The following is a 24,894-nucleotide window of genomic DNA, read 5'->3' as shown; positions in this document are numbered from 1 at the left end:
TGTCCTCAAAAGGAATGGGTTTGCCGACCGCGCGTTAGAAGCGGTCGACGCGATAGGGACGCATGTCGATGGGCGGCGCCACGCCCGTGATGAGGTCACCCATCAGGCGCGCGGTCGTTGCGGCATGGGTGACGCCGAGATGGCCGTGTCCGGTGGCGTAGAAGACGCCTGGCGTCTTCGCCGAAGCCGACATGACTGGAAGCGTATCGGGAAGAGCCGGTCGATGGCCCATCCATTCGGAGAAATCCTCACAGCGTAGATCCGGCAGGGCCGTTTGCGCCCGTCGCACGGTTGTCTTCGCGCGACGGTAGTCGGGTGCGGCGTCGAGGCCCGCCATTTCAACCGTGCCGCCCACACGGATGCCGCCGGCCGTCGGTGTGACCATGAAGGCCTTAGCGGGCCAGATGAGCGAATGACGCATGGCGATGCCGGGGGACATGATCTGCGTGTGATAGCCGCGCTCTGTTTCCAGCGGCATCGGCTCATCCAGCATTTTCGAGAGCAGGCCGCTATAGGCGCCTGCGGAGATCACCACGTCGCCGGCAGCAATGCGATCGCCGTCCGTGAGGCGCACAGCGGTGATGCGGCCCGACCGCTCGAAGCCAGCCACATCACCACGACGGATTTCGCCACCCTGTGCAAGGAAGCGCTGCGCAAGGCGCGTCACAAGACGGAACGGGTCGCGCAAGCTACGGTTCTGAGGAAATAGCACCGCGATACCGATGCTTTCGGACAGCACGGGCTCCAGCTCGCGTGCCTGCGCACCCGTCAGTCGCCGGTGCGGAAAACCGAAGCGCTCCAGGGTTTCGATGTGCTCACGGTCGGCACGGAACTCCGCCTCATCACGGTAGAGCGAGAGGCACCCCTCCTCCGTCAATTCGCCCTCCAGGCCCGTTTCCCGCAAGAGGGGCAGGAGGTCGTCGTAGACGCGCCCGCAAAGGGCTGCACCGTCCGCCTCCAGCTGGCGCAGCTTGTTCGGCCGCGATGCGGCGACGAAGCGGGCGAACCAGGGAAGAAGTTTCGGCATGTAGCCAGGGCGAACACGCACCGGCCCCTCGGGATCGAGCATCCAGCCCGGAATCTGCTTCCAGATGGAGGGGCGCGAGGCTGGCATGAATTCGGTCACGGCAATCGATGCCATGTTCCCATAGGATGCGCCACGCCCGACCTCGCCCTTGTCGAGAAGCACGACCTGCCGGCCTCGTTTCTGCAAGTCGTAGGCGATGGTCGTGCCGATAATGCCCGCGCCGACAACGACGGTGGTCATGCTCTTCTCTCCCGCTGCTGGTTGCGGCCGGGCGGCCTTCCGCCGGTCGACACCGGCTTACCAGTTGAGGATGGGCTGCATGGCAGCGCGGAATTCGGCCTTTTCCTCTTCCGTCAGCGGGCCGAGCGGGGCACGGCATTCCCCGACGGGCAATCCCTGCAATTCGCAGCCATACTTGATCTTCTGAACGAATTTGCCGGATTCGAGGATGTTCATTGCCCGGTAGAGCGTCTTCATCATCTCGCGCGCCTTGCGGAGGTCGCCTGACCTATAGGTCCTGTCGAGATCGCAGCAGGCCCTCGCCATGCAGTTCGACGGGCCGCAGATCCAGCTGTCTGCGCCCCAGAACATGAAATCGAGCGCGATGTCGTCCGAACCCGAAACGAGCTGGATCCGGCCTTCATAGCGGCTGGCAATGTCGATCGCGCGTTGCAGCACCCCCGAGCTTTCCTTGATGGCGATAACGCGCGGATTGGCGGCGAAGTGATCCATCAGCTCGAAGCCGATGTCCGATCCATCCTTCGCGGGATAGCTGTAGAGCACGAGAGCGATATCAACGGCGGCAAGCACGGCCTCGTAGTGCTTGACGAGTTCGGCCTGGGTCGGGCGGGTATAGAAGGGCGGCGCGAGCAGGACCGTGTCGTAACCGATGTCTTTCGCCATGGCGGTCTGTTCGATGACCTCGCGCGTTGCAGGCGCATTCGTACCGGCGATCAAGGCTTCGCCGGGCTTTGCGAAATCCTTGACGAACTGGAGGACATCGCGGCGTTCTTCCGTCGATTGACTGAAGTATTCCCCGGTCGAACCGTTCGGCACCCAACCGGTCACGCCGGCGTCGCGCAGATGCGCGAGCAGCTTTTCGAAGGCCTTGAAATCGATGTGGCCATTGGCATCGAAGGGGGTAACGAGGGCGGGCATGACGCCTGACAGTTTCATGGAAGTCTCCATTCGAGGATCGGGCGGGCGCGTCACACGGCCAGCCGCTTGAGGATACGTTGTTCGATGACCGTGACGGCGCGCGTCAGCGGGAAGGCAATAGCGAAATAAATGAGGGCGACGACGCTCAGCACCTCGATGGGGCGGGCCGTGTTGTTGGAAATGTTCTGGCCGACGAACATGAGATCCGCCATGCCGACCGCCGAGACGAGTGCGCTTTCCTTGAAAAGGCTGACGCAGTTGGACAAGAGTGTCGGCGCAGCGCGCAATATCGCCTGCGGGAGGATGACGCTTGTCGTGCGCACGAAGGGGGAAAGCCCCAGCGCCACGCAGGCGTCCAGCTGCTCACGGCCGACAGCCTTCAGCGACGCACGAAACGTCTCGCTGCTGATCGCGCCCATATAAAGCGTGAGGGCGATAATGCCGGATGCAAGATTGGAGAGCTCGACCCCCAGCACCAGCGGCAGGCAGAAGAAGATCCAGAACAGTTGCACCAGCACGGGCGTGCCGCGGAAGAATTCCACATAGACGCTCGATGCGCCCCGCAGGATCGCGCTCTTCGAGGTGCGGGCGAGCGCAAGCAGGAACCCAAGGGCGCAGCCGAGCAGGATGCAGATCAAGGTCAGCTTGAGCGTCATCCAGAGGCCGAGAAGAAGCGCCTCCTGGTATTTGAGCACGATGGCGAAGTTGAAGGTCATCGCTCGTCTCCTCAGCTCGCTAGCGCTTCGCGGCGGCGTTCAAGATAGCCAACGACCTGGGAGACCGGGAACGACACGGCGAAATAGACGATGGCGACAACCGTAAAGGTCTCGATAGGACGATAGGTCTGCGTGGCAAGCGTCTTGCCCTGGTACATAAGGTCTTGGACGGCAACGATCGCCACCAGCGCGCTCTGTTGGAAGGTGCCGATGCCATTGGTCAGGAGCACAGGAATGGAGTTTCGCACCGCCGCCGGCAGGGTAATGTGGAGGATGCGCTGGAAGGGGCTGAGGCCGAGTGCGATGCCCGCATCGAGCTGCTCGCGTGGCACCGCCTGGATCGAGGCGCGATAGGCCTCCGCATTGAAGGCTGCAAGATTGAGCCCGAGCGCCAGGATGCCCATGGTGACCGAGCCGAGGAACACATTGAACAACATCGGCACGCAATAGAAGAACCAGACGATCTGAATGATCGCCGGCGTGCAGCGGAAGAATTCGATGAAGAGCATCACCGGCAGGCGGATCATCGCCCACCGGCTCATGACGAGCAGCGCCAGGGCAAAGCCGAGCGTCAAGCCGATAACGTTCGCCGCGATGGTGAGCTGGATCGTGACGATGAGGCCATCCCAGAGGGGGCCAAGATTGCGGAAGACGGATGCAAAGTCGAAACTGTAGGTCATGACCCCTTCCCTCAATGCTTGATGTGGAACACCCGCTCGATGAATTCACGCGTGCGCTCCTCCTTCGGGGAGCCGAGCACCTGTTCCGGTGGCCCGTCCTCGACCACGACGCCGCCTGCACAGAAGATCACGCGGGAGGCGATATTTCTGGCAAACCACATGTCATGGGTCACAATGACCATCGGCATCTGCTGCTGGGCAAGCTGCAGGATCACCTGCTCGACCTCGGCCACGAGCTCCGGATCGAGCGCAGATGTCACCTCGTCGAAGAGCATGAGCTTTGGATCAAGCATCAACGCCCGGGCGATCGCCACACGCTGCTTCTGGCCTCCGGAAAGCTGGGCGGGATAGGCGTTCGCCTTCTGTGCAAGGCCGAAGCGCGTGAGTAGCCCCATGGCACGCGCTGCTGCATCGGCCTTCCCTTCGCCCCGCACCTTCATCGGGGCCAGGACCAGGTTTCCGATCACGTCGAGATGTGGGAACAGCGTATAGTGCTGGAACACCATGCCGATCGAGCGGCGGACCTTGGGGTCGATCGTGGTCTTGCCGCTGCCATCGGCGGAAATGTACGGCTTGCCGCCAAAGACGACGGAGCCTCTGTCGATCTGCTCAAGCCCCATCAGCACCCGCAGGAGGGTGGACTTCCCGCCGCCGGACGGACCGATGACGACAACGCGATCGCCGGCCTTCATCTCGATATCGAGACCCTGCAGCACCTTGACGACGCCGCCGTAACTCTTGTGCAGTCCTTCGATCCGAACCAGCGGTGCAGTAGCCGACATCATGCGAACTCTCCTCCTTCAGACAGGCAAGCGGAGCCGCTGTGGAGCGGCTCCGGCTCGGCTCAGTTGCTGGCTTTGAGGACTTCGTCGACCGCCTTCCTGATCAGGCCCTCGACATGTCCGGTGGCGACCCGCTCCTCAAGGAAGATATCGGCCACTTCGACATCGGCCGCGGAAAGCTGGTGTGGCAGACCGAAGGAAACGCCCTGTTTGGCAAGTGCCGGCGTCGGGTTCAGCGCAACTGCCCAATCCGGGTTCGACTGGGTGAAAAGCTGGTTGGTGTCGGAGGCATCGACAAGGATATCCGCACGGCGGGAGACGAGCGCGAGGCGCGTCTCGTCATTGGTCGGCAGGCGCAGGATCGTCGCGGTTTTGACCGCGGCGGAGATCGCCTTGTCCTGCGCTGTGCCGGACATGACGGCGAGCGTCACATCGGCCTTGTCGATATCAGTGACAGACGTGGCTCCTGCGGGAACCTTCGGGTTGTCCTTGTTGTAGGCGAGCGAGATCTGGTACTCCATCGCCGGAATGGAGAACTGAACCGCCATGGCCCGGGCGGGCGTTCGGTTCAGCGCCAGCGAGACATCCCATTTGCCGGCCTGAAGGCCTGCCACGATGTTGTCCCAGGTCGTATCGACGAATTCAGGCTTTACCTGCAGCACCTCGGCAAACTCACGGCAGAGGTCTGCATAGAAGCCTGAATACTCGCCACTTGCCGGATCGCGCATCACATAGGGCGGTGCAACCGCGGCGCCGCACCGCAACGTGCCGCTCTTTTGAACACCTTGCCAATAGCCCTCTGCCGTCTCCGCCACCGCCGCGGTCGAAAGCCCGGCCATCAGCGTGAGCGCCGCCGTCGCCCGCAGAGCGGACGTCATCACATTCGAAAGCATGTGCATTTCCCCATTTTTGAGCGCTGAAAGCGCGGTTCCACCCGTCGGCTTTGGCCGTTTCTTACGTCTTCTTTTGTCGGCTCCGTGTCGACTGGATAATTTATGTCGTTTCCATGTCGACAAAGTCAAGCGGAAAATTTACGATTGCTGCATGCCGGTTTTTCTGGCCCAATGGCCGCGAAATGCGGAAAGGGATGTAAGTGTCTGAGGAAATTGAATCGAAACGCGTGCGCGGCACGGGCTCGAAAAGCGTCTACGACACGCTGCGCAATGAAATCCTGGCACTCACCCTGCCGCCCGGCCAGTTGCTCGACGAAACCACGCTGGCCGAGCGCTTCGACATGTCGCGCTCACCGATCCGCGAGGCGCTGATCCGGTTGGCCGGGGAGGAGCTGGTGGTAACGCTCTCCAACCGCAGCACCATCGTCGCGCCGATCGAGGTCGCGAGTTTTCCGAAATATGTCGAGGCGCTCGACGTCGCCCAGCGCATGAACACGCGCCTGGCCGCGGCGCTGCGTACGGAGGCGGACCTCAAGATCATCGCCAAGCGCCAGAAGGAATTCGAAGCGGCAGTGAAGACCGGCCAGCACCTGAAGATGTCGGAAGCCAACAAACAGTTTCACATGGCCGTCGCCTATGCCGGCAAGAATGCCTATCTCGCGTCCTTCTACGAGCGGCTTCTCAATCAGGGCCAGCGTATGCTGCACCTGCATTTCGAGTATCTGGAGCGTACCGGTGACGGATATCTGCTGACGGACGAGCACGAGTTGATGCTGGAGGCAATCCGTACAAAGAACGTCGAACTTGCCGACGAGCTGGCCCATGCACACACCCGGCAGTTTCAGGACAATTTCATCGCGTTCCTGCGCGAGAATTATACGACCGACGTCTCCTTCGGCCCTCTTGCTGCTGCGGAATGATCATGCCCCTGTCCCAGAAAATTGGATTTATCGGAACCGGCGCCATCACCGACGCCATGGTGCGTGGATTGCTCAGCGACCCCGCGGCGGTGCCGCATGTCGTGGTCTCCCAGCGCAGTGCCGAGATTTCGGCGAAACTTGCAGTCGACTTCCCGCAGGTATCTGTTTCCATTGACAATCAGGCGATTGTCGATGCGTGCGACACCGTGGTGCTCGCCATCCGCCCGCAAATCGCCGAGGAAGTTGTCCGTCCGCTGAAATTCCGGGATGGCCAAGCCGTAGTCAGCGTCGTCGCTGCAACCAGCCGCTCCGCTCTCCTTAGCTGGATCGGCGGCGATGTGAAGCTCTCGCAGGCAATCCCCCTGCCTTTCGTCGCCCGCCGCAAGGGCGTCACCGCCATCTATCCACCGGATGCAGGCACCGCTGCCCTCTTCAATGTGCTCGGCAATGCCGCGGAATGCGAGACGAAGGAGGAATACGACCTCCTCGCTGCCGCCAGCGCCCTCATGGCTACCTATTTCGGCATCATGCACCGCACGACGGAATGGCTTGCGCAGAACGGCCTGCCGGAAGAAAAAGGGCGAGCCTATCTCGCTCCGCTTTTTGCCGGCCTGTCCGATACGGCCCTCCTTGCCGGCAAGGACATTGCCTTCATCGAGATGAGCCACGAGTTTGCCACCAAGGGCGGCCTGAACGAGCAGGTCTTCCGCGATTTCGAAGCGAACGGCGGCAGTCGGGCGACACTGGGGGCGCTCGATCGTGTCCTTGCCCGCATTCGCGGATAGGTCGGCACGCCGCCGGGACGGCTGCCAGCATCAGGTGCTGAGAAAATCCGCCATCTCGACCTCATAAAACGTCTTGGTGCGCGGGCCGGCGAGGATCGGGTCGATCCGGCGCACGCATTCCTGATAATGCGGGGTCTTGCGGTGCTCGTCGAGCGCTTCGGAGGACGTGAAGACCTCATAGATCGTGAAGCTGTGGTCGTCTTCCGGGTTGCGCAGCACGTCGAAGCGCAAGTTGCCGGGCTCCCGGCGGGTTCCTTCGTAGTTGATGCGGAATGCCTCCAGAAATTCTGCGGCATGGCCCTGCTTGACGTTGATGCTGACCATCTGGATGAGCATGTCTTAATCCCTGCTGTGTTGAATCTTCGGTTAGTCGATCAGAGGCCCGGCGCCTTCCACATGGCCGTGGTGACACCTTCGTCGACGAGCTGGCGCTGCAGCGCATAGGCTCGCGCCCAGCGTTCTCCCGCCTCGTCATAGATGGCCTTGTGCGCAAAATCCGGCTCGAAGCGCTTGTCCCAGCGCACCCAGCCCTCTGCCGCCTCGACGAAATCCCGGCGCAGGCCGATGCCAATTGCTGCCGCCGCCGCACAGCCGAGCGCAGTCGCTTCTTTGACGACAGGCGTGACGACCGGAAGCCCGGTGGCGCTCGACAGGATCTGCGACCAGTGGGCAGATTTCGATGCACCTGCAGCGAAGACGATCTTGTCGGGCGTCTTGCCGGAGAGCTTGAAGATGGCCGAAAGGTTGCGGGCCGCCACGATGGCTGCATTCTCCTGCAATGCGCGGAAAATCGCGGCCTTGCCAGACTTTTGCGGATCAATGGAAAGGTTCAGCAGCGACGGCGCGGCATGGTACCAGTTGCCGTAGCGCATGACGTCGGAGAAGACGGGAATGATGCCATAGGCGCCGACGGGCACACCGGCCGCCTTTTCTTCCAGCAACCGGTAGGCATCGCCGCCTGGGCCAGCCGCGGCCACCTCCTCCGCGCCAAAACTGTCGCGGAACCAGCGCATGACGATGCCGACGAAGAAGCTGATCGCTTCGGCCTGGTTGAGACCGGTCACAACATGCGGATTGATGCGCAAATCCATCGACGGGTCGGAGACGGACGGGCCGACATTCACGACCTGCTGCCAGAAAGTGCCGCCGAGCACGGCGCAATCGCCTTCATTGACGACGCCGATCGCCGCCGCGCCGCTTTGGCAGTCGCCGCCTCCCATGACAACAGGCGTGCGGGCTGTGAGGCCGGTCTCATCCGCCGCCCTTTCCGTCACCCGGCCGATAACCGTGCCGGGTTCGACGCTCTCGGGGAAAATGTCGTCACGCATGCCGGCCTTTGCCATCGCCTCTGGCAGCCAGCCACGCTTTGTCAGGCTGTAGAGGCCGGTGGTGCCGGCATTGGAGGGATCGCTGGCGATGACCCCGGAAAGCCGCGCGAGCACCCAGTCGGAGAGCATGCTGATCCGGTCGATACGCGCATAGACATCCGGAAGGTTGCGTTTGAGCCAGAGAAGGCGCGGCAGCGCGCCAAGTGCGAAGGTCTGGCCGGTCTCAACGTAGAGGTCGCGCTCGAGGCCGGGAAAATCGCGCTTGAGGTCGCGCACTTCGCTGACGGCACGGCTGTCGACGTTGGCACAGGCCCAGATCTCACGGCCGTTGCGATCATAGGCGACGAAGGCCTCGCGCATGCTGGTGGCACTGACTGCGCGGATATCGGCGGCCGAAATGCCTGCCTCGGCGATCGCCTGCCGGATGGCGCGCGACAGGAGCGACCAGTTGCCCTCTACATCGAAGTCCATCGAGCCGGAAAAACGCGGATCGGTCTTGTGCCACCATTCGTGTTGGGCGCTGGCGATCTGGTTGCCGTTTTCGTCGAAGATCACGGCACGGCCGCTGCCGGTGCCGGCATCGACGGCCAGCAGATAGGAAGTCGTCATGGTTCAGTCCTTGATCTCGATGAGGCCGGCGGCCGTTGTCTCGTCGGTGATGAGGATGCCGACGAACTTTCCGCGCAGCGCCGCGTGGATGGCCTGCACCTTCTGGACGCCGCCTGCCGCCGCCACGACCTTTTCCGCGCGCGACAGCGCCGCTAGCTTCACGCCGATCACCCGGTCGTGCAGGGGCAGGTCAAGCGGCTCGCCGCGCTCGTTGTAGAACTGGCAGAGAATGTCGCCAACCGCACCCTTGCGGCGCAGCGGCTCCACCTCGTCGGGGCTGACATAGCCGGATCGGACCACCGTCGAAGCGGAGGAAAGTTCGCCGATGCCGACGAGCTGGTAGGTGGCGTTTAGCGCCATGTCGAGGAGGTTTGCGACCGCCGGCTCGGAAGAAAGATTACGCGCCACATCCGGGTCGCGCACGACAAGCGGCGCGGGCACGAGATGCACGCCGCTGCCCCAATTGGCCGTGCGCATGCCGTCGACGTAGGTGCCGACACCGCCGGTAAGGCTGACGAGGCCGATATTACGCTCGTTGGCGAGATGACCCAGCCGCTGAATGGTGTTCGAGACCGTCGCGCCCCAGCCGACAGCAAGAAGATCGTTCGTCTGCAACCGCTGCATGAGGAATTGCGCGGCCGCCTGGCCGAGCCGGTCGCTCGGGTCCTGATCGGGGAGCTGGGGCACCACATAGGCTTCGAGCAGCCCGTAGCGCTCCTTGATCTGCCGCTCCAGCGCAAGGCATCCCTGATAGCGCGAATTGATGCGCACCTGAATGATGCCCGAGCGACGGCCACTCTCCAGCAGGCGCGACACCTTGATGCGAGACATGTTGAGCTTCTCGCCGATCTCGTTCTGCGTGAGGCCGTCGTTGTAATAATACCAGGCGATGCGGGTGAGGATCTCCTCGTCCGTATCGGCGTAGCTCCATTCCCCGTTGTCCGACGCCATGCAAGCGGCTCCCTCGGTCCATTTGTGATCATTTGAATAGCAAAAAAACTTTTGATACGTCAACGCGTCACCGCGGTGAAAAATTCTTATTGGCTGCAATTCATTGATTTCCGCTGATAAATCATATTTTGCAGCGCAATATCGGCGTCCCATTGCCGCAGTTTATGTTCTGAGCATATTGACGGCTACCAATCACTATGATCACATGATTGTAGTGAATTACATATGAACAGGTGCAGAATGACTGGGAGCCCGACGACCGGGAGGGTCGCGAAGCTGACGGACATCTGGAAGTCCTACGGCGCCGTTCCGGTGCTGAAGGGCGTTTCCCTTGCCTTGCAGGCTGGAGAGGTGCATGCGCTTCTCGGCGGCAACGGTGCCGGCAAGTCGAGCCTCATGAAGATCATGTCCGGCGTGATTCCAGCCAATTCCGGTGCGATCGAGATCAATGGCCGGCCGCTTTCCCATGCATCGCCAGCCCATGCCCAGGAACTTGGCCTCTACCTCGTGCCGCAGGAAGCGCATATCCTGCCCAATCAGAGCGTTCTGGAAAACATCTGCCTTGGCCTTGCCGCCTCGCCTCGGGCGCTGCGTCCGCGCGTCGAACAGCTGGTCGCCGAACTTTCGGTATCGCTCGATCTGGATGCGCAGGCCGCCGCCTTGGAAATTGCCGAGCGGCAGATCGTCGAGATCCTGCGCGGCCTCGTGCGTGATGCGTGCGTGCTGATCCTCGATGAGCCCACCTCCGCCCTCACCCCGTTCGAAACGAGCGCCCTCTTCCAGCGCGTGCGCAAATTGCAGGCGCAGGGCGTCGGCATCTTCTTCATCTCGCATAAGCTGCGCGAGATCCGCGAGATTTGCGGAACAATCAGTGTGCTGCGCGACGGCGTCATCGTGCTTTCCGGCCCGCTCGATGGCTACACCGACGCGGAGGTCATCGACGCGATGAGCCGTGTGCAGATTACTGACGCTTCCGGGAAGGACCGCGCCGACCGCAAGGTCGCGCAAATTGGCAAGCCGCGCCTCAGCGTGCGCCGGCTCAGCGGCGAAGGGTTTCGCGATATCAGCCTTGACGTGCGGGCCGGTGAGATCCTTGGTCTTGCCGGCGTTGTGGGCGCCGGGCGCACGGAGTTCGCCGAGACGCTCTTTGGCCTGCGCCCCCAGACGGCCGGCAGCGTCGTTTACGACGGCGCGGAGCTGAAGAAGCGGTCGCCGCGACTGTGCATCGACCGCGGCCTCGTCTATCTGCCGGAGGACCGCCAGCAGCACGGGCTGTTCCTGGAGGCACCGCTCTTCTGGAACGTCTCATCCTATCTCGTTCACCGCCTGCCCTTCTTCCTGAGACCCGGCGCGGAGCGGAAAGTGTTCGACGAATTCCGCAGCCGCATGGGCATCAAATGCAGCGGCGCCAGCCAGGAGGCCCGCGGCCTTTCCGGCGGCAACCAGCAGAAGGTGCTGCTGGCGAAGTGCCTCTCGGCCCGGCCGAAGGTGCTGATCCTCGACGAGCCGACGCGCGGTGTCGACGTTGCGGCCCGCAACGACATCTACGCCCTCATTCGCCAGCTCGCCGCCGACGGTGTGGCCATCATTCTCATTTCATCCGATTTCGATGAGATCGAGCAGCTCGCCGACCGCGTCGAGGTCATGGCGTTTGGCCAATCCGGCGGGGAGCTCACGGAAAATATCTCGGTCGATGCCATCGCCCGCCTCGCCTTCGGCGCCTCGGAGGCCCGCCATGCTTGACCTTTTCGCGCGCAACCGCGTCGCAACGCTCATCGTCGTCCTTGCCATTGCCTATGTCGCCATCGGCGCTGCGGCACCCGGCTACCTCTCCGGCGCCACCGCCTCGGTCGTCCTCTCCAACAGCCTCGTCCTTATGCTGATCTCCCTCGGCACGATGATCGTCATCCTGACACGGAACATTGACGTGTCGAGCGGCTCGGTGCTCGGCCTCAGCGCCGCCGTGCTCGGCCTCTCGCTCAATGCGGGCATCGGCCTGCCACTCGCCATCGCCTTCTGCCTTGCGACCGGCGCGCTCGCCGGTGCCTTCAACGGGTTGATGGTCGCCTATCTCGGCATCCCCTCCATCGTCGCCACCCTCGGCACGCTCGGCCTCTATCGCGGCATCATGCTGGTCCTGACCGGTGGTCGCTGGATCGAGGATTTGCCGCAAGACCTGAAGGGGCTCGCTGCCAATCTCGGCCCCGGCTTTTCGGCGCTGACGATCGTCGTTCTCGTTCTCGTCGTGCTTGCCTGGCTGGTGCTGCGCAAGACGCGCTTTGGTCGCTACTTCTATGCCGTCGGCGACAATCGTGCGGCCGCGCACCATCTTGGCGTACCCGTCAAGCGCGTGCAGTTTACCGCCTTCATTGCGACGGGCCTCTGCGCGGCGCTCGCCGGCCTCGTCTTCGCCGCCCAGATCGGCTTCATTCCCAATCAGGCCGGCAGTGGTATCGAACTGAAGGCGATCGCCGTCAACGTGCTCGGCGGGGTAAGTCTGCTCGGCGGCACGGGCTCTGTCGCCGGTGTCTTTTCCGCCGTCATCTTCATCACCTCGATCGACAGCGCCCTCGTTTTCCTGAAGATTCCCGCCTACTGGAACGACTTCATCGCCGGCGCGATCCTGCTGTCGGTGCTGCTGCTCGACGGGCGCATCCGCCAGATCATCGACCGCCGCATCCGCGCCCGCCGCTACGCCGTGCACGAGCGCAGCCCTGTCCCATCCACCGAAACGACGACGGCGCGCACTGTGGAGGCAGGCCGATGAAGAAGCTGATCTTCCGCTGGGAAACCGCCCTCCTCGCCATGCTTGTCGCCGAGCTCGTCATCTTCGGCCTCGTCAATCCGCGCTTCCTCAATGTCGCGAACCTCATCTACGGCACGTCGGATTTCGTGCAGATCGGCCTCGTCGCCCTGCCGCTAACCCTCGTCATCATCGCCGGCGGCATCGACGTCTCCTTCGCCTCCGTGATTGGTCTTGCCGCCATCGTCTTCGGCGTTGCCACTTTCTATGGCGTGCCCCTGCCGCTCTCGATTGCGCTTGCGCTCGTCTCCGGCGCGCTCTGCGGCCTTCTCAACGCCACCGTCATCCATCTGTCGAAGATCCAGCCGCTCGTCGTCACGCTAGGCAGCCTCTATCTCTTCCAGGGCACGGCAACGGTCGCCTCCGGCCTCGTTGGGGCGGGCGGCTATGAGGGCATCGGCAACTTCCCGGAGGCCTTCAATGCCTTCGGTTATGCCGAAATTCTCGGCCTGCCGGCACCTCTCGCCCTCTTCCTTGCCCTTTCCCTCGTGCTGGTCGTGCTGCTGCACTTCACGCGCTTCGGCCGTGCCATCTTCCTCTCGGGCCAGTCGGAAAGCGCGGCGCGCTTCGCCGGCATCCCGGTCGGCCGCGTGCAGACGATCACCTACGTCATCACGGGTGTCTCTGCCGCCATCGCCGGCCTCGTCATGTCAGCCTATTTCGGCTCCGCGCGTGTCGATCTCGGCTCGGCGACGCTCCTGCCGGCCGTTACCGCGGCCGTGCTCGGCGGTGCCTCCATCTATGGCGGCCAGGGATCCATCCTCGGCACGCTCATCGCCACCTTCGTCATCGGCTACCTGCAGCAAGGCCTGCAGGCAGCCGGCGTGCCCAGCCAGATTTCCAGCGCACTTTCGGGAGGGTTGCTGGTTGTCGCGGTCGCATTGCGCCACGGAAGCGCAATGCTGACCGATTTCATCGCCGTCGCCCGGCAAAAAAACAAGCCCGGGCGGCAGTCACTTCAGGAGGAGAATGAGAATGATCAAGACTGTACTGAAATCCGGCGCCCTCGCCGCGGCCCTTGTTGCCGGCACCATGCTCGCTTCGGGCACGGCACATGCCGAAAACCAGATCGCCTTCATCCCCAAGCTGGTGGGTGTCGGCTTCTTCACGTCCGGCGGCGCCGGCGCCGTGAAGGCCGGCGAAGAAGTCGGCGCGAAGGTCACCTATGACGGCCCGACCGAGCCCAGTGTTTCCGGTCAGGTTCAGTTCATCAACAACTTCGTCAACCAGGGTTACAACGCGCTCATCGTCTCCTCCGTCTCTCCGGACGGCCTGTGCCCGGCACTGAAGCGCGCCATGGACCGCGGCGTGCTCGTCATGACCTGGGACAGCGACGTCAACCCGGATTGCCGGAGCTATTACATCAACCAGGGTACGCCCGAGCAGCTCGGCGGCCTTCTGGTCGACATGGCGGCGGAGGGCGTGACGAAGGAAAAGGCCAAGGTCGCCTTCTTCTATTCGAGCCCCACCGTGACCGACCAGAACGCCTGGGCGGAAGCGGCCAAGGCGAAGATCGCCAAGGAGCACCCGGGCTGGGAAATTGTCACCACCCAGTACGGTTACAATGATGCGCAGAAGTCGCTGCAGACGGCAGAAAGCATCCTCCAGACCTATCCGGATCTCGACGCGATCATCGCGCCCGACGCCAATGCCCTGCCGGCCGCCGCTCAGGCTGCGGAAAACCTGAAGCGCGCAGAAGGCGTCACCATCGTCGGCTTCTCCACGCCGAACGTCATGCGCCCCTATATCGAACGCGGCACGATCCAGCGCTTCGGCCTGTGGGACGTCACCCAGCAGGGCAAGATTTCGGTCTTCGTTGCCGATCACGTCCTGAAGAACGGCCCGATGAAGGTCGGCGACAAGCTGGAAGTGCCCGGCATCGGCACCGTTGAGGTCTCGGCCAACAAGGTGCAGGGCTACGATTACGAAGCCGACGGCAACGGAATCATCCTCCTGCCGGAACGCACCGTCTTCACGAAGGACAACATCGCAAACTTCGACTTCTGATCACGCATGGACGGCGGGCGGCTCCGGCTGCCCGCCGAATTCTTTTTTCAAGGACAGGACGACACGCATGAAAAGCCGCTGGAACGACGGGGATGCAGCCCGCTACGTAGAGGCCGCGCGCGCGGCGGGACAAAGCGATGCCCTCGGCCTTCGCATCTACACCTCCCGTATCATCGGTGGCGATCCCGACCTCGTGCTGCATGGCGGCGGCAATACGTCCGTGAAGGTGACGTCCGCTGGCGGCGAAACGCTCATGCACATCAAGGGCAGCGGCTGGGATCTCGACACAATCGAAGCGCCGGGCCTGCCAGCGGTGCGCCTCGTGCCGCTTCTGGAGACCCGCGACGGCCCGAAGCTCTCGGATCCGGACATGGTCTCGCTGCTGCGCGCCAGCCTGATCGAAGCGGACGCGCCCAATCCTTCCGTCGAGGCGCTGCTGCACGCCTTCCTGCCGTTCGCCTTCGTGGACCACACACATGCCACGGCGATCCTGGCGCTTGCCGACCAGCCTGATATGCGCGAGACCGTCAGGCGTATCTATGGAGATCGCCTCGCCTACGTGCCCTATGTCATGCCCGGTTTCGATCTTTCCATCGTTGCCGACCGCATTTACCGTGAGCATCCAGGCTGCCAGGGTCTCTGGCTGGAAAATCACGGCCTCTTCACCTTCGCCGATGATGCCCGCCTTTCCTACGAGCTGATGATCGAATTCGTCACCATGGCCGAGAGCGAGCTTGCCCGTAAGGGCGTTGCGCTCTCCGGCCCGCAGCTAAGTGATGGCACCGAGGACATGGCGCTGCGGGCGCGGCTGGAGAAAGCTCTCGTCCGTGAAGGATCGCCCTTCGCCAAAGGTGCGTTCCTCGACTACCGCTCCACCGCTGCGATCCGCGAACATGCCGCCAAAGACAATGTGGAGGCAATCAGCCTGCGCGGGACCGTCACGCCGGATCACGTCATCCGCATCAAACCTTGGCCGCTCATCATCGAGCCGGATGCGGGCGAAGCCGCGATCGAGGCGGCGCTTGCCGCCTATGCCGACCGCTACCGGGTCTACTTCGCACGAAATGCGACGCGCTCCAGCGAGCCGAAGCAGATGCTCGACGTCTATCCCCGCGTCGTGCTGGTGCGTGGACAGGGAATCTACGCCCTCGGCGCCAGCAACAAGGCCGCCAAGATCGGCGGAGATCTCTGCGAGCAGGCAACCCGGGCAATCAATGCCGCAGAAGCCTACGGTCGCTTCACACCCATCGGCGAGGCGGATCTCTTCGACATGGAATACTGGTCGCTCGAACAGGCCAAGCTGAAGGTCAACGCACACTAACATCCGCCCGGCAAGCGCTGTCGCACGTGCAGAGGGCCTTTCCGGCATATCAACCCGGTTCGATACCGATCAGCAGCAAGGCAGACAGGTTTTCGATGGCCGCGGCCTGGCTCATCCGGCCGCGCGTCATCGCGAGAGACAGCGCCTCCGCAGCGCCGACAATTCCGATACAGCGCTGCTGGAGCGCCTCGTGGGAAAGTCGCGAGAACGGGGCCAGAGCGTCTGCAAAAATGCCGACGCAGTTGTCCATCAGTTCCTGCTGGACTGCCCCCATCTGCGGGTCCCCCATCAAGGCCGCCGAAATCGCATGGCCTTCCGACCCCGAAGCCGAATGGCAGGTCATGTAAGCGTTCGCGATAAGGCGTACAGTTTCGGTTAGCTGCCCGCCCGCCCTCGACAGACTTTCCTGCAGCACCTTGACCTGTTGCTGGTCGATCCGCCGGTACAACGCGACAAGCAGACCTGACCGGGTCTCGAAATGCTCGTAGGTTATCGGCTTGCTGACCCCCGCCCTCTCGGCAAGAACGCTCAGTGTCAGGGCATCAGCTCCCAATTCGCGCACGATATCGAACGCGTTTTCAATCAGTTGCTCGCGGCGCGCTTCCTTCGTGAGGCGGCGCTTCGCCTCGCTCTTCTCGTTTGCTGTCACGCCGATCATCTTTTTCAGAACGCCCCCTTGACGGACCCAATGGCGCATACCCAACTTACCAATCGTAAGTTACGAGTAGTAGCTTATCAGGTGCAGCATCCACCTGCAAGATATCGTCAAAGAGGATAGGAAACATGCCACAGACACAACGACCCGTGCTTCTGATCGGAGGATCCGGCATCGTCGGCCTCGAGGCTGCCAGAGAACTGCGCCGCCGATATCCGGACCTGCCCATCACCATCGGTGGCCGCGATATCGGCCGGGCGCAGAAGGCCGCCGCCGAGATCGGCAACGCCACCGCGACGGCTGTAGATCTTTCGCGTTCAGACCTCGGCCTTGCCCATCCCACCTTCGGCGCGATCGCGATCTTCGTGAAGGACCAAACCCTCAACTCCCTGCGATACGCTCTCGACCACAAGATCCCGTATATCGATATTTCCACCGGCGCCTTCGAGATCGGCCCTGAAGCGGCTCTCTTCATCCATCATCCCGACCGTGCACCCGTCCTTCTGGCAAGCCAGTGGCTGGCCGGCGCCGCTGTCTTTCCGACCTTGCAGGCCGCATCCCGATACGAAAGCATCACCTCGATCCGCATCGGCGCAGTCTTCGACGAACAGGATATGGGCGGCCCGGCGGCAGCAGCCGACTACGATCGTCTGACCTCGGCCGCTCCGGCCTCGTTGACCGTTCACCAGGGCAAGGATCTCTGGCTGACAGCAGAGCAGGGACGAACCACGGTGACGAGCGTCGACGGCGTGCCCCTCGACGCTCGGGCCTATTCTCCGTTCGACGTCCTGAGCCTGCGGGCCGCTACGAACGCCGAATCGATCCGTTTCGACTTCGCCTACGGCCAGTCGGCCAGCCGCCGTCGCGGAGAGAGTTACTCGACCGAAATCATCATCGACATTGCCGGGCGCGCCAAGGACGGCACGGAAACATCCTCGCACATCGAGATCGTGCATCCACGCGGCCAGGCACCGCTGACCGCGCTGGGTGTCGTTCTGGGCCTCGAGGCCTTGCTCGGCCTGCGCGCGAATGCACCGGCTGCGGGGCTGTACCTGCCGGAACTGCTGATCGATCCGAGCTACTTCGTCGGTGAAATGATGGCAATCGGCGCCCGCTTCGACGTGGCCCGCTAAGGAGGATCGACATGACCGATACAATCAATTCCTCCGTCCTGATCCTCGGCGCGACGGGAAGCCTCGGCTCCCGCACCACCAGGATGCTGCGCAAGCTCCATCCGGATCTATCCATCACGATTGGCGCTCGCGACATGGAAAAGGCGGCAGCGCTCGCTTCCGAGGTCGGGAACGCCACGATCGCCAGACTGGACATCGCCGCATCCGATCTCGGTCTTGATCCCGGCGCCCGCTACAGCATCGTCGTGACAGCGCTGAGGGACCACTCGCTCAACACATTGCGCTACGCTCAGGCCCGAGGCATTCCCTATATCGCCCTTTCGGACGGCGTGTTCGAGCTCGGCCCGATCGTCGCCCACCATGCCTACCATCCGCAGGCCTCCCCCATCCTCCTGCTCGGACACAGCAACGGCGGCTCTCCAACCCTGGCGGCGCTGCATTTCGCCCGCGATTTCGAAACCGTCGAGGCCGTGGAAATCGCGATCCTCTTCGACCCTGGCGATCCCTTCGGTGCGGTATCGGGCAAGGATCTGGAGCGGATCGAGAAGATCGGCCCGCTGCCGCTGGTCAAGGAAGACGGGCAGTGGCAATGGGCGCGTGCACCGCTGTCCGGACGGTTCATCACAAGCGTCGATGGTTCTCCGCACGCTGCGCAGGCCGCGGGCCTGCAGGATGTTCTCAGCCTTGGCACTGCGACGCGCGCAGCCCGTGTCCGGATCGACCTTGCGGTGGGACTGGTCGCGTCGAGCAAGGAGGGCCGCGGACCGTCCAACGAGGTGATCATCGAGATTACGGGCACGCAGAAGAACGGCACATCCGGCCGCTTCCGCTATGAACTGATCGATCCCGAAGGCTACGCGGCCATGAGTGCACGCGGCGCGGCCGTCGCAATCGAAACCCTGCTTGGTCTTGCAGGCCGGGATCGCCCTGAAAAGGGCCTGTTCCTGCCCGAGACGCTCGTGGATCCGGCTCATCTCGTCAAGCGTCTGGAAGGCTACGGCGTCACAGTCCGCGCCGCATGAACCATGGATCGGTCGCGGCATGCTTGTGTGCCGCGGCCCTTCTCCCCGCTCTGTCGTCCGGCACGGGGAAAAGCCATGGTTCACAGCTTGATCGCCCGCAGCCGCAGCGCGTTGCCGATGACCGATACCGAGGACAGGCTCATCGCAGCGGCTGCGAGCATCGGCGAGAGAAGTGTGCCCAGCACGGGGTAGAGGACGCCAGCGGCAACAGGAACGCCCAGCACATTGTAGACGAAGGCGAAGAACAGGTTTTCCTTGATGTTGCGAATGGTACCCTGGGCGAGCTTGCGGGCGCGCACGATCCCGCCAAGGTCCCCTTTGACCAGCGTGATCCCGGCGCTTTCCATGGCAACATCGGCGCCGGTGCCCATGGCGATACCGACATCGGCCGCGGCAAGGGCCGGCGCATCGTTGACACCGTCGCCGGCCATGGCGACACCCTGCCCCTTGGCGCAAAGCTCATCGACCAGCGCCTTCTTGCTTTCGGGGAGCATGTCGGCCCGGACCTCATCGATGCCAAGCTTTTGAGCAACTGCCCTGGCGGTGCGGACATTGTCGCCCGTGGCCATGATGATGCGCAGGCCAAGGGCGTGCAGCTCGCGGATGGCGGCGGCAGCCGAGGCCTTGATGGGGTCGGCAACGGCGACCAGACCAGCCGGCCGGCCATCGAGAGCAACGAACATCGCTGTCTTTCCCTCCTCACGCAAGGCATCGGCACGGGCGGTAAGATCGCCGAAATCGATGCCGAGGTCGGCCATGAGGGCCGCGTTGCCGAGCGCAACCCTGCGGTCGCTGACGGCACCTGTAACACCCTTGCCGGTAATCGATTGGAAATGATGGACGCCAGGGGCTGAAACGCCGCGCGCTGCCGCGCCCTCGACAATGGCCTCGGCCAGCGGGTGCTCGGAGCCTTTTTCAAGCCCGGCGGCGAGCGACAGCAGGTCGGCTTCCTCGACGCCTACAGCGGTGATCACATCGGTGAGCGTCGGCCGCCCTTCCGTCAGCGTACCGGTCTTGTCGACGATGAGCGTGTCGACGCGGGCGAAGCGCTCCAGCGCCTCGGCGTCCTTGATGAGCACCCCGGCCTGGGCACCGCGCCCGGTGGCGGTCATCACCGACATGGGTGTGGCGAGGCCGAGGGCGCAGGGGCAGGCGATAATGAGCACAGAGACCGCCGAGACGATGGCGAACACCATGCTCGGCTCGGGTCCGACAAGCGCCCAGACGATGAAGGCAGCGACGGCGATGAGCACCACGGCCGGGACGAAATAGAAAGAGACCCGGTCAGCCAGCCCCTGGATGGGCGCACGGCTGCGCTGGGCCTTTGCGACCATGTCGACGATCTGCGACAGAACAGTCTCGCTGCCGACGCGCTCCGCGCGCATGACAAGCGATCCGTTCTTGTTGAGTGTTCCGCCCGTGAGCCTGTCACCCTCGGTCTTCTCGACAGGAACGGGCTCGCCGGTGATCATCGATTCATCGACGGAGGAACGTCCCTCCAGCACCAGACCGTCAACCGGAATGCTGTCGCCCGGACGGATGCGCAGGCGGTCGCCACCGACAACGGCATCAAGTGGCACTTCGCTTTCGGAACCGCCATCGGCAATGCGACGGGCAGTCTTTGGCGCAAGATCGAGCAGCGCGCGGATCGCCGAGCCGGTGCGCTCGCGTGCCCGAAGTTCGAGCACCTGGCCGAGGAAGACCAGAGCGACGATGACGCTGGCCGCCTCGAAATAGACCGGTACCGAACCGCCATGGCCACGGAACTGGTGGGGGAACAGGTCGGGAAAGAGGGTTGCGACCACAGAATAGAGATAGGCCGCGCCGACGCCCAGCGCGATCAGCGTCCACATATTGGGGCTGCGTTTGCGGAACGAATTCAGCCCCCTGTGGAAGAACGGCAATGCCGCCCACAGTACGACCGGTGTCGCCAGGGCAAGCTCAAGCCAGGCGGCCAGCGGCTCGCCGATCCAGTCGCGAACCGGCAGGCCGACCATCGGCCCCATGGCGATAACAAGAAGCGGGATGGAGAGGATTGCACTGACGCGGAAGCGGCGGGTGAAGTCGATCAGCTCGGGATTAGGACCGTCATCGGCGCCCGGCATAACCGGTTCGAGTGCCATGCCGCAGATCGGGCAGGAACCAGGCGTGTCCCTGACGATCTCGGGATGCATCGGGCAGGTATATTGCGTGCCCTTTGGCATGGCCTGCGCCGCGGGCGTACCGGACAGATATCGTGCCGGCTCGGCAGTGAACTTGCCCTCACAGGCTGGCGAACAGAAGTAATAGCCACGCCCCTCATGTTTGAGGAAATGTCGGGCCGTGTCGCGGGCGACATCCATGCCGCAAACGGGATCCTTGGCACTGACGTAGATGTCGGGCGCCGCCTTGAACTTGTCGCGGCAGGCGCTGCTGCAGAAATGATAGCGGTGGCCGGCATGGTCGAGCATCGGCTTGCCCGCAGCGGGATCGACGATCATGCCGCAGACCGGGTCGCGCAAAGCCGTCCCGCTATCCGCATGCGCCTCGGCTGCCGGCACGAACGGTGTGTGGCGCTCGTGATCGTGGTGGATATGATCGTTGCTCATGTCGCAGGCTCCGCACTTCACGTCACCCGATCCTAAAGGTTCCCGCAAGGGGAAGGTCAACACCCCGGTCCCGCCGAGCGCATCGATGAAACCGTCTGACAGCGCTGGCAGACGGTTTCATCTGGACTGAGAGGTCTGTATTTCTACTTATACGCAGAAACCACGATTTCGATCATCGTATCGCCGCCAAGGTCAGCAACACCGACCGTTGCGCGGGTCGGCAAGGTTTCCGGCGACAGCCATTCCTTCCAGACTGCATCCATTTCCGGCTTCTTGCCGAGATCGGTGACGAAGATGCTGGCTGAGAGCAGCCTTGTCTTGTCGGTACCCGCCTCGGCCAGATAGCGGTCCAGCTTCGCGAGGATCTCACGGGTCTGGCCGGCCATATCAAGGCTCTCGTCGTCGCAGGTCGTGCCACCGACGTGGACGATACCGTTGTGCTCGACTACTCTGTGCATGATCGGCGTTCGCAGAAATCGTTGGACCATTTTCGATACCTTTCGTGGTTCAGTGTCCGGAATGACCACCCGTCACGGCGTAAACCGCTTCGGATGTATGGGGGAGTGCGGCGATCTCGCAGAGCGGCACGGGCTTGACCGGCGGGCGAAGGCGATAGGTGCCGACATCGGCAGGGGGGCGCTGCTGTGCATCGGCGAGCAGCTCCGTGACGGTCGCAGCACACATGCGGCCCTGACACGGCCCCATGCCACAGCGCAGCATCGTCTTCAGCTGGTTCGGCCCTGCGACGCCGCGCGCAGCGGCCTCTCGGACGGCCCCGACGGAAACCTCTTCACATCGGCAGGCGACGATGTCGTCGGCTTGCGGCGCCCGAAATGCCAGGGCCGGTTGATAGGCAAGGTCGATAAAGTCCCGTCCGCGCAGCGCCTTTTTTCGCGACCGAACAATATGGCTCAACGCCTCGGACGATTGCCTGCCCAGAACCTCCTGTGCTGCTGCGATCCCAGCGATCCGGCCGTCAAGCGCCGCAACGACGGCGCCTCCGATGCCGCTGCCGTCCCCCGCGATGAAAATCGCAGATTTACTGCTGCGCCCTTCCTCGTCCACGACCGGCGCAAAACACATCTGCCGATCCTTCCAGACCAGCGCACAGCCCGCGGCATTCGCCAGATTGGTATGGGGAATGACGCCCTGATGGAGAAAAATGCTCCCTGCCCGCAGCGACACCGTCTTGCCGCCGGTCACGAAGGTCACGCCGTCTGCCCGGTCGGTACCGGTGATTTCCAGCGCCGTCACGGCACGGAACACCTGGAGCGCCCGTCTTACCCGAAGCATCAGACCAAGGCCCTTCCACGCATAGGGGGATGCAAAAAAGGAGAGGACATGCGGGGCGGCGCGAAGCCAGTTGCGGCGCGGCGTGGTTTCGAGGATCGCATCGATTGCGCCGCCGGCCGCAAGCACCTGGTCCGCATAGAGATAAAGCAGCGGGCCGCTGCCGGCGAGAACGACCGGCCCTTGCGGCAGAAGAGCGGAGGCTTTGAGGGCGATCTGCGCGGCGCCGACGGACATGACGCCCGGCAATGTCCAGCCCCGGACCGGCATAGGCCGTTCCGTTGCGCCCGTTGCAAGGATCACGCGCCTTGCGAAAACGATCCGGCTGCGGCCGGCCACGGAAACCCGCAGCTCGGCCATCGCTTCCCCACCCTCTTCCTGTTGCTCCAGGCTCCAGACCATGGCGGAAGGCACATAGGTGGCTGTCGCCGTGGAAAAGGCCTCCCAAAGGGCGGCCCCGTGCGCATAATCACTTCCGAGATACGGGCGCTTGGTACGCGTGTTTCTTTCGATGGCGCGATAGATCTGCCCACCCGCCTCGGCATTCTCGTCGAACACCACAACCGCAAGGCCCAGCCTTGCGCATTCGCTCGCCGCCGTCATACCAGCGGGGCCGGCGCCGACGATCGCGATGTCGTAGCGGACGGCAAGGGCGTCGGCATTGCGGAGTGTCGTCAGCGTCATCGATCGCTTCCTTCTGTCGTCCGCGCACCGCGTTGCAAGGCAACCGTCATTCCATCACGGACGGGAACCATGCAGGCTTGGCGGTTCTGCACGCCATCGATCGTCACCAGGCATTCGAAGCAGACGCCCATCAGGCAATAGGGTGCACGCGGCTGGTCGTTGACCACGCTACGCCGCAGCGTGGTCATGCCTGCGCCAAGAAGCGCGACCGCGACGCTTGCCGTGGCATCGACCTCGATTTTGCTGCCATCGATGACGATGGTCACGTGGTCCTTCGGGGGTTCAATGCGCCGGAACATGAAACCTCCCGCCGGGAAAGAGGCCATCGGCCAGCACGGGGTTTCGGGAAGCGATCGCATCGGCGACAAGATGTGCGTGGTTCGGGGCCAGCGTCACGCCGGAATGGCACATGACCAGACAGGCCCCAGGATGGGTGGGCGAGCACTCGTAGATCGGCAATCCGTCAGGCGTCTTCACCCGGAAGCCGGACCAACTGCGCAGAACATTCACCGCCGCCAGCTGCGGAAAGGTGCGGATCGCCCTGTCGGCAAGCACGCTGCTGATATCCTGGTCGGTGGCGATCGAGCGGGTGTCGGCCTCCTGGCTGTCGCCGATCATCACCCCACCCTCATCGGCCTGTCGCAGGGTGGTCGATGTATAAGGAAAGAAGGGTGCGCATTTCTCGGTCACCAGGATCTGCCCCTTGCTCTGGAGGGTTGGGGCCGAAAGCCCTACCATCGGCGCAAGCCGCGTGTTGCCGTTTCCGGCCGCGAGCACAACCCGGCCGGCACGGGCCTCGCCCCAGGTTCCCTTGAGGAGGAACCCGCCTGCATCAGGAACGATCTCGGTCACATCGCAGTGCGCTCGGTAACCTGCGCCGAGATTGAGCATGCCGACATGCAGCGCTTGCAGGAGGCGAAGGGAGTTCACGTCCCCGTCGAGCGGCGAGTAGATGGCACCGATGACATCCCTGCCGATCGCAGGCAGCATGCGCGCGGTCTCGACATGGTCGAGCACGGCGTGGTCGGGTGCATCCGTGCCTAGCGCTTCGGCCACGCAACGGACCTCCTCCGCCCACGTCGCCATCTCGCTTTCGGTAAGCGCGAAAGTGAAGCCGCCCCTTTGCCGAAGGCTGACATCGATCCCTGACGTCTCCATCAGATCGGCCGAGAACGCCGACCATCGGAGGGCGGCCGCAATCGTCCAGCGAGCATAGTGCGGAGCGCCCACACCCTTGCCCTGAACCCAGACCAGCGCGAAATTCGCTCGTGACGCACGGTGCGACAGATCCTCTCCGTCGAGAACAAGCGGCGCCAGCCCTCTGCGCGCCAGCCCCCATGCGATGGCCGCGCCGACAAGGCCGCCTCCGACGACGACGATTTCCTGATCCGGTAAGGTCCGCATACCCGCAGTCTGTGCTGTTGAAAGGGAAAGGAGAGCGCCCGCCCGCAAGGCGGGATGGGCGCCAGAACATTTTCGCTTTTTTCGATTTGCGAAAATGCGCCTGTTTTTTCACAGCAAAACCGCTTCGCGCTTTTGCTG

Annotated in this window: 23 protein-coding genes and 1 pseudogene; 9 read left to right on the top strand and 15 right to left on the bottom strand. The window is 63.3% G+C overall.

The features are described 5' to 3' along the window. Window positions 1-34: 34 nt before the first annotated feature. The 6 genes from P9A16_RS24100 to P9A16_RS24075 all read right to left on the bottom strand — a co-directional run bounded on the left by P9A16_RS24100 (window position 35) and on the right by P9A16_RS24075 (window position 5,256). A complete protein-coding gene (locus P9A16_RS24100; protein ID WP_278025960.1) occupies window positions 35-1,267 on the bottom strand; it encodes an NAD(P)/FAD-dependent oxidoreductase in 1,233 nt (410 codons plus the stop codon). A gap of 57 nt (window positions 1,268-1,324) precedes the next feature. Then, window positions 1,325-2,203 carry a 4-hydroxy-tetrahydrodipicolinate synthase gene (gene dapA, locus P9A16_RS24095; RefSeq protein ID WP_278025959.1) on the bottom strand — a complete coding sequence of 293 codons (879 nt, stop codon included), beginning with the start codon at window positions 2,201-2,203 and terminating at the stop codon, window positions 1,325-1,327. Between the two features lie 32 nt (window positions 2,204-2,235). Next, window positions 2,236-2,901, bottom strand: coding sequence for an amino acid ABC transporter permease (locus P9A16_RS24090; RefSeq protein WP_024269919.1), 666 nt, complete (start codon window positions 2,899-2,901; stop codon window positions 2,236-2,238). A gap of 11 nt (window positions 2,902-2,912) precedes the next feature. Further along, complete coding sequence (locus P9A16_RS24085) at window positions 2,913-3,581, bottom strand: amino acid ABC transporter permease (protein ID WP_024269918.1); 669 nt, start codon at window positions 3,579-3,581, stop codon at window positions 2,913-2,915. Window positions 3,582-3,592: 11 nt separating this feature from the next. Beyond that, window positions 3,593-4,363 (bottom strand): amino acid ABC transporter ATP-binding protein, encoded by a 771-nt coding sequence (locus P9A16_RS24080; RefSeq protein ID WP_037404845.1) that lies wholly within the window; start codon window positions 4,361-4,363, stop codon window positions 3,593-3,595. 62 nt (window positions 4,364-4,425) lie between these two features. After that, window positions 4,426-5,256, bottom strand: a complete 831-nt coding sequence (locus P9A16_RS24075; protein ID WP_278025958.1) for a substrate-binding periplasmic protein — start codon at window positions 5,254-5,256, stop codon at window positions 4,426-4,428. A 200-nt stretch (window positions 5,257-5,456) separates the two neighbouring features. On the opposite strand from P9A16_RS24075, the gene P9A16_RS24070 reads away from it, so the two are divergent. Both P9A16_RS24070 and P9A16_RS24065 read left to right on the top strand, forming a co-directional pair. Continuing rightward, a complete protein-coding gene (locus P9A16_RS24070) occupies window positions 5,457-6,176 on the top strand; it encodes a GntR family transcriptional regulator (protein WP_278025957.1) in 720 nt (239 codons plus the stop codon). 2 nt (window positions 6,177-6,178) lie between these two features. Beyond that, entirely contained in the window at window positions 6,179-6,961 is a 783-nt protein-coding gene (locus P9A16_RS24065) for a pyrroline-5-carboxylate reductase (protein ID WP_278025956.1), read from the top strand. A gap of 30 nt (window positions 6,962-6,991) precedes the next feature. On the opposite strand, the gene P9A16_RS24060 is transcribed toward P9A16_RS24065, so the two are convergent. The 3 genes from P9A16_RS24060 to P9A16_RS24050 are packed head-to-tail and all read right to left on the bottom strand — an operon-like array spanning window position 6,992 to window position 9,849. Continuing rightward, entirely contained in the window at window positions 6,992-7,297 is a 306-nt protein-coding gene (locus P9A16_RS24060) for an antibiotic biosynthesis monooxygenase (RefSeq protein ID WP_023514172.1), read from the bottom strand. A gap of 38 nt (window positions 7,298-7,335) precedes the next feature. Further along, window positions 7,336-8,898, bottom strand: coding sequence for an autoinducer-2 kinase (gene lsrK / locus P9A16_RS24055; RefSeq protein ID WP_278025955.1), 1,563 nt, complete (start codon window positions 8,896-8,898; stop codon window positions 7,336-7,338). A gap of 3 nt (window positions 8,899-8,901) precedes the next feature. Continuing rightward, the gene (locus P9A16_RS24050) at window positions 8,902-9,849 is read right to left on the bottom strand and encodes a sugar-binding transcriptional regulator (protein ID WP_024269916.1); all 948 of its coding nucleotides are present in this window, start codon (window positions 9,847-9,849) and stop codon (window positions 8,902-8,904) included. 240 nt (window positions 9,850-10,089) lie between these two features. Between P9A16_RS24050 and lsrA the strand changes: the two genes are divergently transcribed. From lsrA to P9A16_RS24025, 5 genes and pseudogenes are all read left to right on the top strand, one after another. Continuing rightward, the gene (gene lsrA, locus P9A16_RS24045) at window positions 10,090-11,592 is read left to right on the top strand and encodes an autoinducer 2 ABC transporter ATP-binding protein LsrA (protein ID WP_272790793.1); all 1,503 of its coding nucleotides are present in this window, start codon (window positions 10,090-10,092) and stop codon (window positions 11,590-11,592) included. Beyond that, window positions 11,585-12,616, top strand: coding sequence for an ABC transporter permease subunit (locus tag P9A16_RS24040; RefSeq protein WP_272790792.1), 1,032 nt, complete (start codon window positions 11,585-11,587; stop codon window positions 12,614-12,616). Before lsrA ends, P9A16_RS24040 begins: the two co-directional genes overlap by 8 nt. Beyond that, window positions 12,613-13,625: pseudogene (locus tag P9A16_RS24035) on the top strand (ABC transporter permease subunit). Before P9A16_RS24040 ends, P9A16_RS24035 begins: the two are co-directional and overlap by 4 nt. Before the next feature lie 2 nt (window positions 13,626-13,627). Continuing rightward, a complete protein-coding gene (lsrB, locus tag P9A16_RS24030; RefSeq protein WP_272790791.1) occupies window positions 13,628-14,659 on the top strand; it encodes an autoinducer 2 ABC transporter substrate-binding protein LsrB in 1,032 nt (343 codons plus the stop codon). A gap of 67 nt (window positions 14,660-14,726) precedes the next feature. Continuing rightward, window positions 14,727-15,980 carry a class II aldolase gene (locus P9A16_RS24025; protein WP_278025954.1) on the top strand — a complete coding sequence of 418 codons (1,254 nt, stop codon included), beginning with the start codon at window positions 14,727-14,729 and terminating at the stop codon, window positions 15,978-15,980. A 49-nt stretch (window positions 15,981-16,029) separates the two neighbouring features. Here P9A16_RS24025 and P9A16_RS24020 read toward each other — a convergent pair whose 3' ends face one another. Then, complete coding sequence (locus P9A16_RS24020; protein ID WP_023516673.1) at window positions 16,030-16,638, bottom strand: TetR/AcrR family transcriptional regulator; 609 nt, start codon at window positions 16,636-16,638, stop codon at window positions 16,030-16,032. A 125-nt stretch (window positions 16,639-16,763) separates the two neighbouring features. On the opposite strand from P9A16_RS24020, the gene P9A16_RS24015 reads away from it, so the two are divergent. After that, window positions 16,764-17,768 (top strand): NAD(P)-dependent oxidoreductase, encoded by a 1,005-nt coding sequence (locus P9A16_RS24015; protein WP_278025953.1) that lies wholly within the window; start codon window positions 16,764-16,766, stop codon window positions 17,766-17,768. Between the two features lie 11 nt (window positions 17,769-17,779). Continuing rightward, window positions 17,780-18,790, top strand: a complete 1,011-nt coding sequence (locus P9A16_RS24010; RefSeq protein ID WP_023511826.1) for a hypothetical protein — start codon at window positions 17,780-17,782, stop codon at window positions 18,788-18,790. Window positions 18,791-18,870: 80 nt separating this feature from the next. Here P9A16_RS24010 and P9A16_RS24005 read toward each other — a convergent pair whose 3' ends face one another. The 5 genes from P9A16_RS24005 to P9A16_RS23985 form a co-directional block, all read right to left on the bottom strand. Continuing rightward, window positions 18,871-21,378: a heavy metal translocating P-type ATPase gene (locus tag P9A16_RS24005; RefSeq protein WP_278025952.1), complete on the bottom strand. Its 2,508-nt coding sequence runs from the start codon at window positions 21,376-21,378 to the stop codon at window positions 18,871-18,873. Window positions 21,379-21,521: 143 nt separating this feature from the next. Continuing rightward, window positions 21,522-21,866 carry a RidA family protein gene (locus tag P9A16_RS24000; RefSeq protein ID WP_023511828.1) on the bottom strand — a complete coding sequence of 115 codons (345 nt, stop codon included), beginning with the start codon at window positions 21,864-21,866 and terminating at the stop codon, window positions 21,522-21,524. Between the two features lie 19 nt (window positions 21,867-21,885). Then, complete coding sequence (locus tag P9A16_RS23995) at window positions 21,886-23,352, bottom strand: FAD-dependent oxidoreductase (RefSeq protein ID WP_023511829.1); 1,467 nt, start codon at window positions 23,350-23,352, stop codon at window positions 21,886-21,888. Further along, complete coding sequence (locus P9A16_RS23990) at window positions 23,349-23,651, bottom strand: (2Fe-2S)-binding protein (protein WP_023511830.1); 303 nt, start codon at window positions 23,649-23,651, stop codon at window positions 23,349-23,351. Before P9A16_RS23990 ends, P9A16_RS23995 begins: the two co-directional genes overlap by 4 nt. Then, window positions 23,635-24,756, bottom strand: a complete 1,122-nt coding sequence (locus P9A16_RS23985) for an NAD(P)/FAD-dependent oxidoreductase (RefSeq protein ID WP_023511831.1) — start codon at window positions 24,754-24,756, stop codon at window positions 23,635-23,637. Before P9A16_RS23985 ends, P9A16_RS23990 begins: the two co-directional genes overlap by 17 nt. Window positions 24,757-24,894: the final 138 nt, after the last annotated feature.

It is taken from the genome of Shinella sp. 838 (assembly GCF_029623935.1).
Lineage (GTDB): Bacteria > Pseudomonadota > Alphaproteobacteria > Rhizobiales > Rhizobiaceae > Shinella.
Note: the sequence above shows the minus strand (reverse complement) of the source record. Positions and strands in the feature narration are given on the sequence as shown.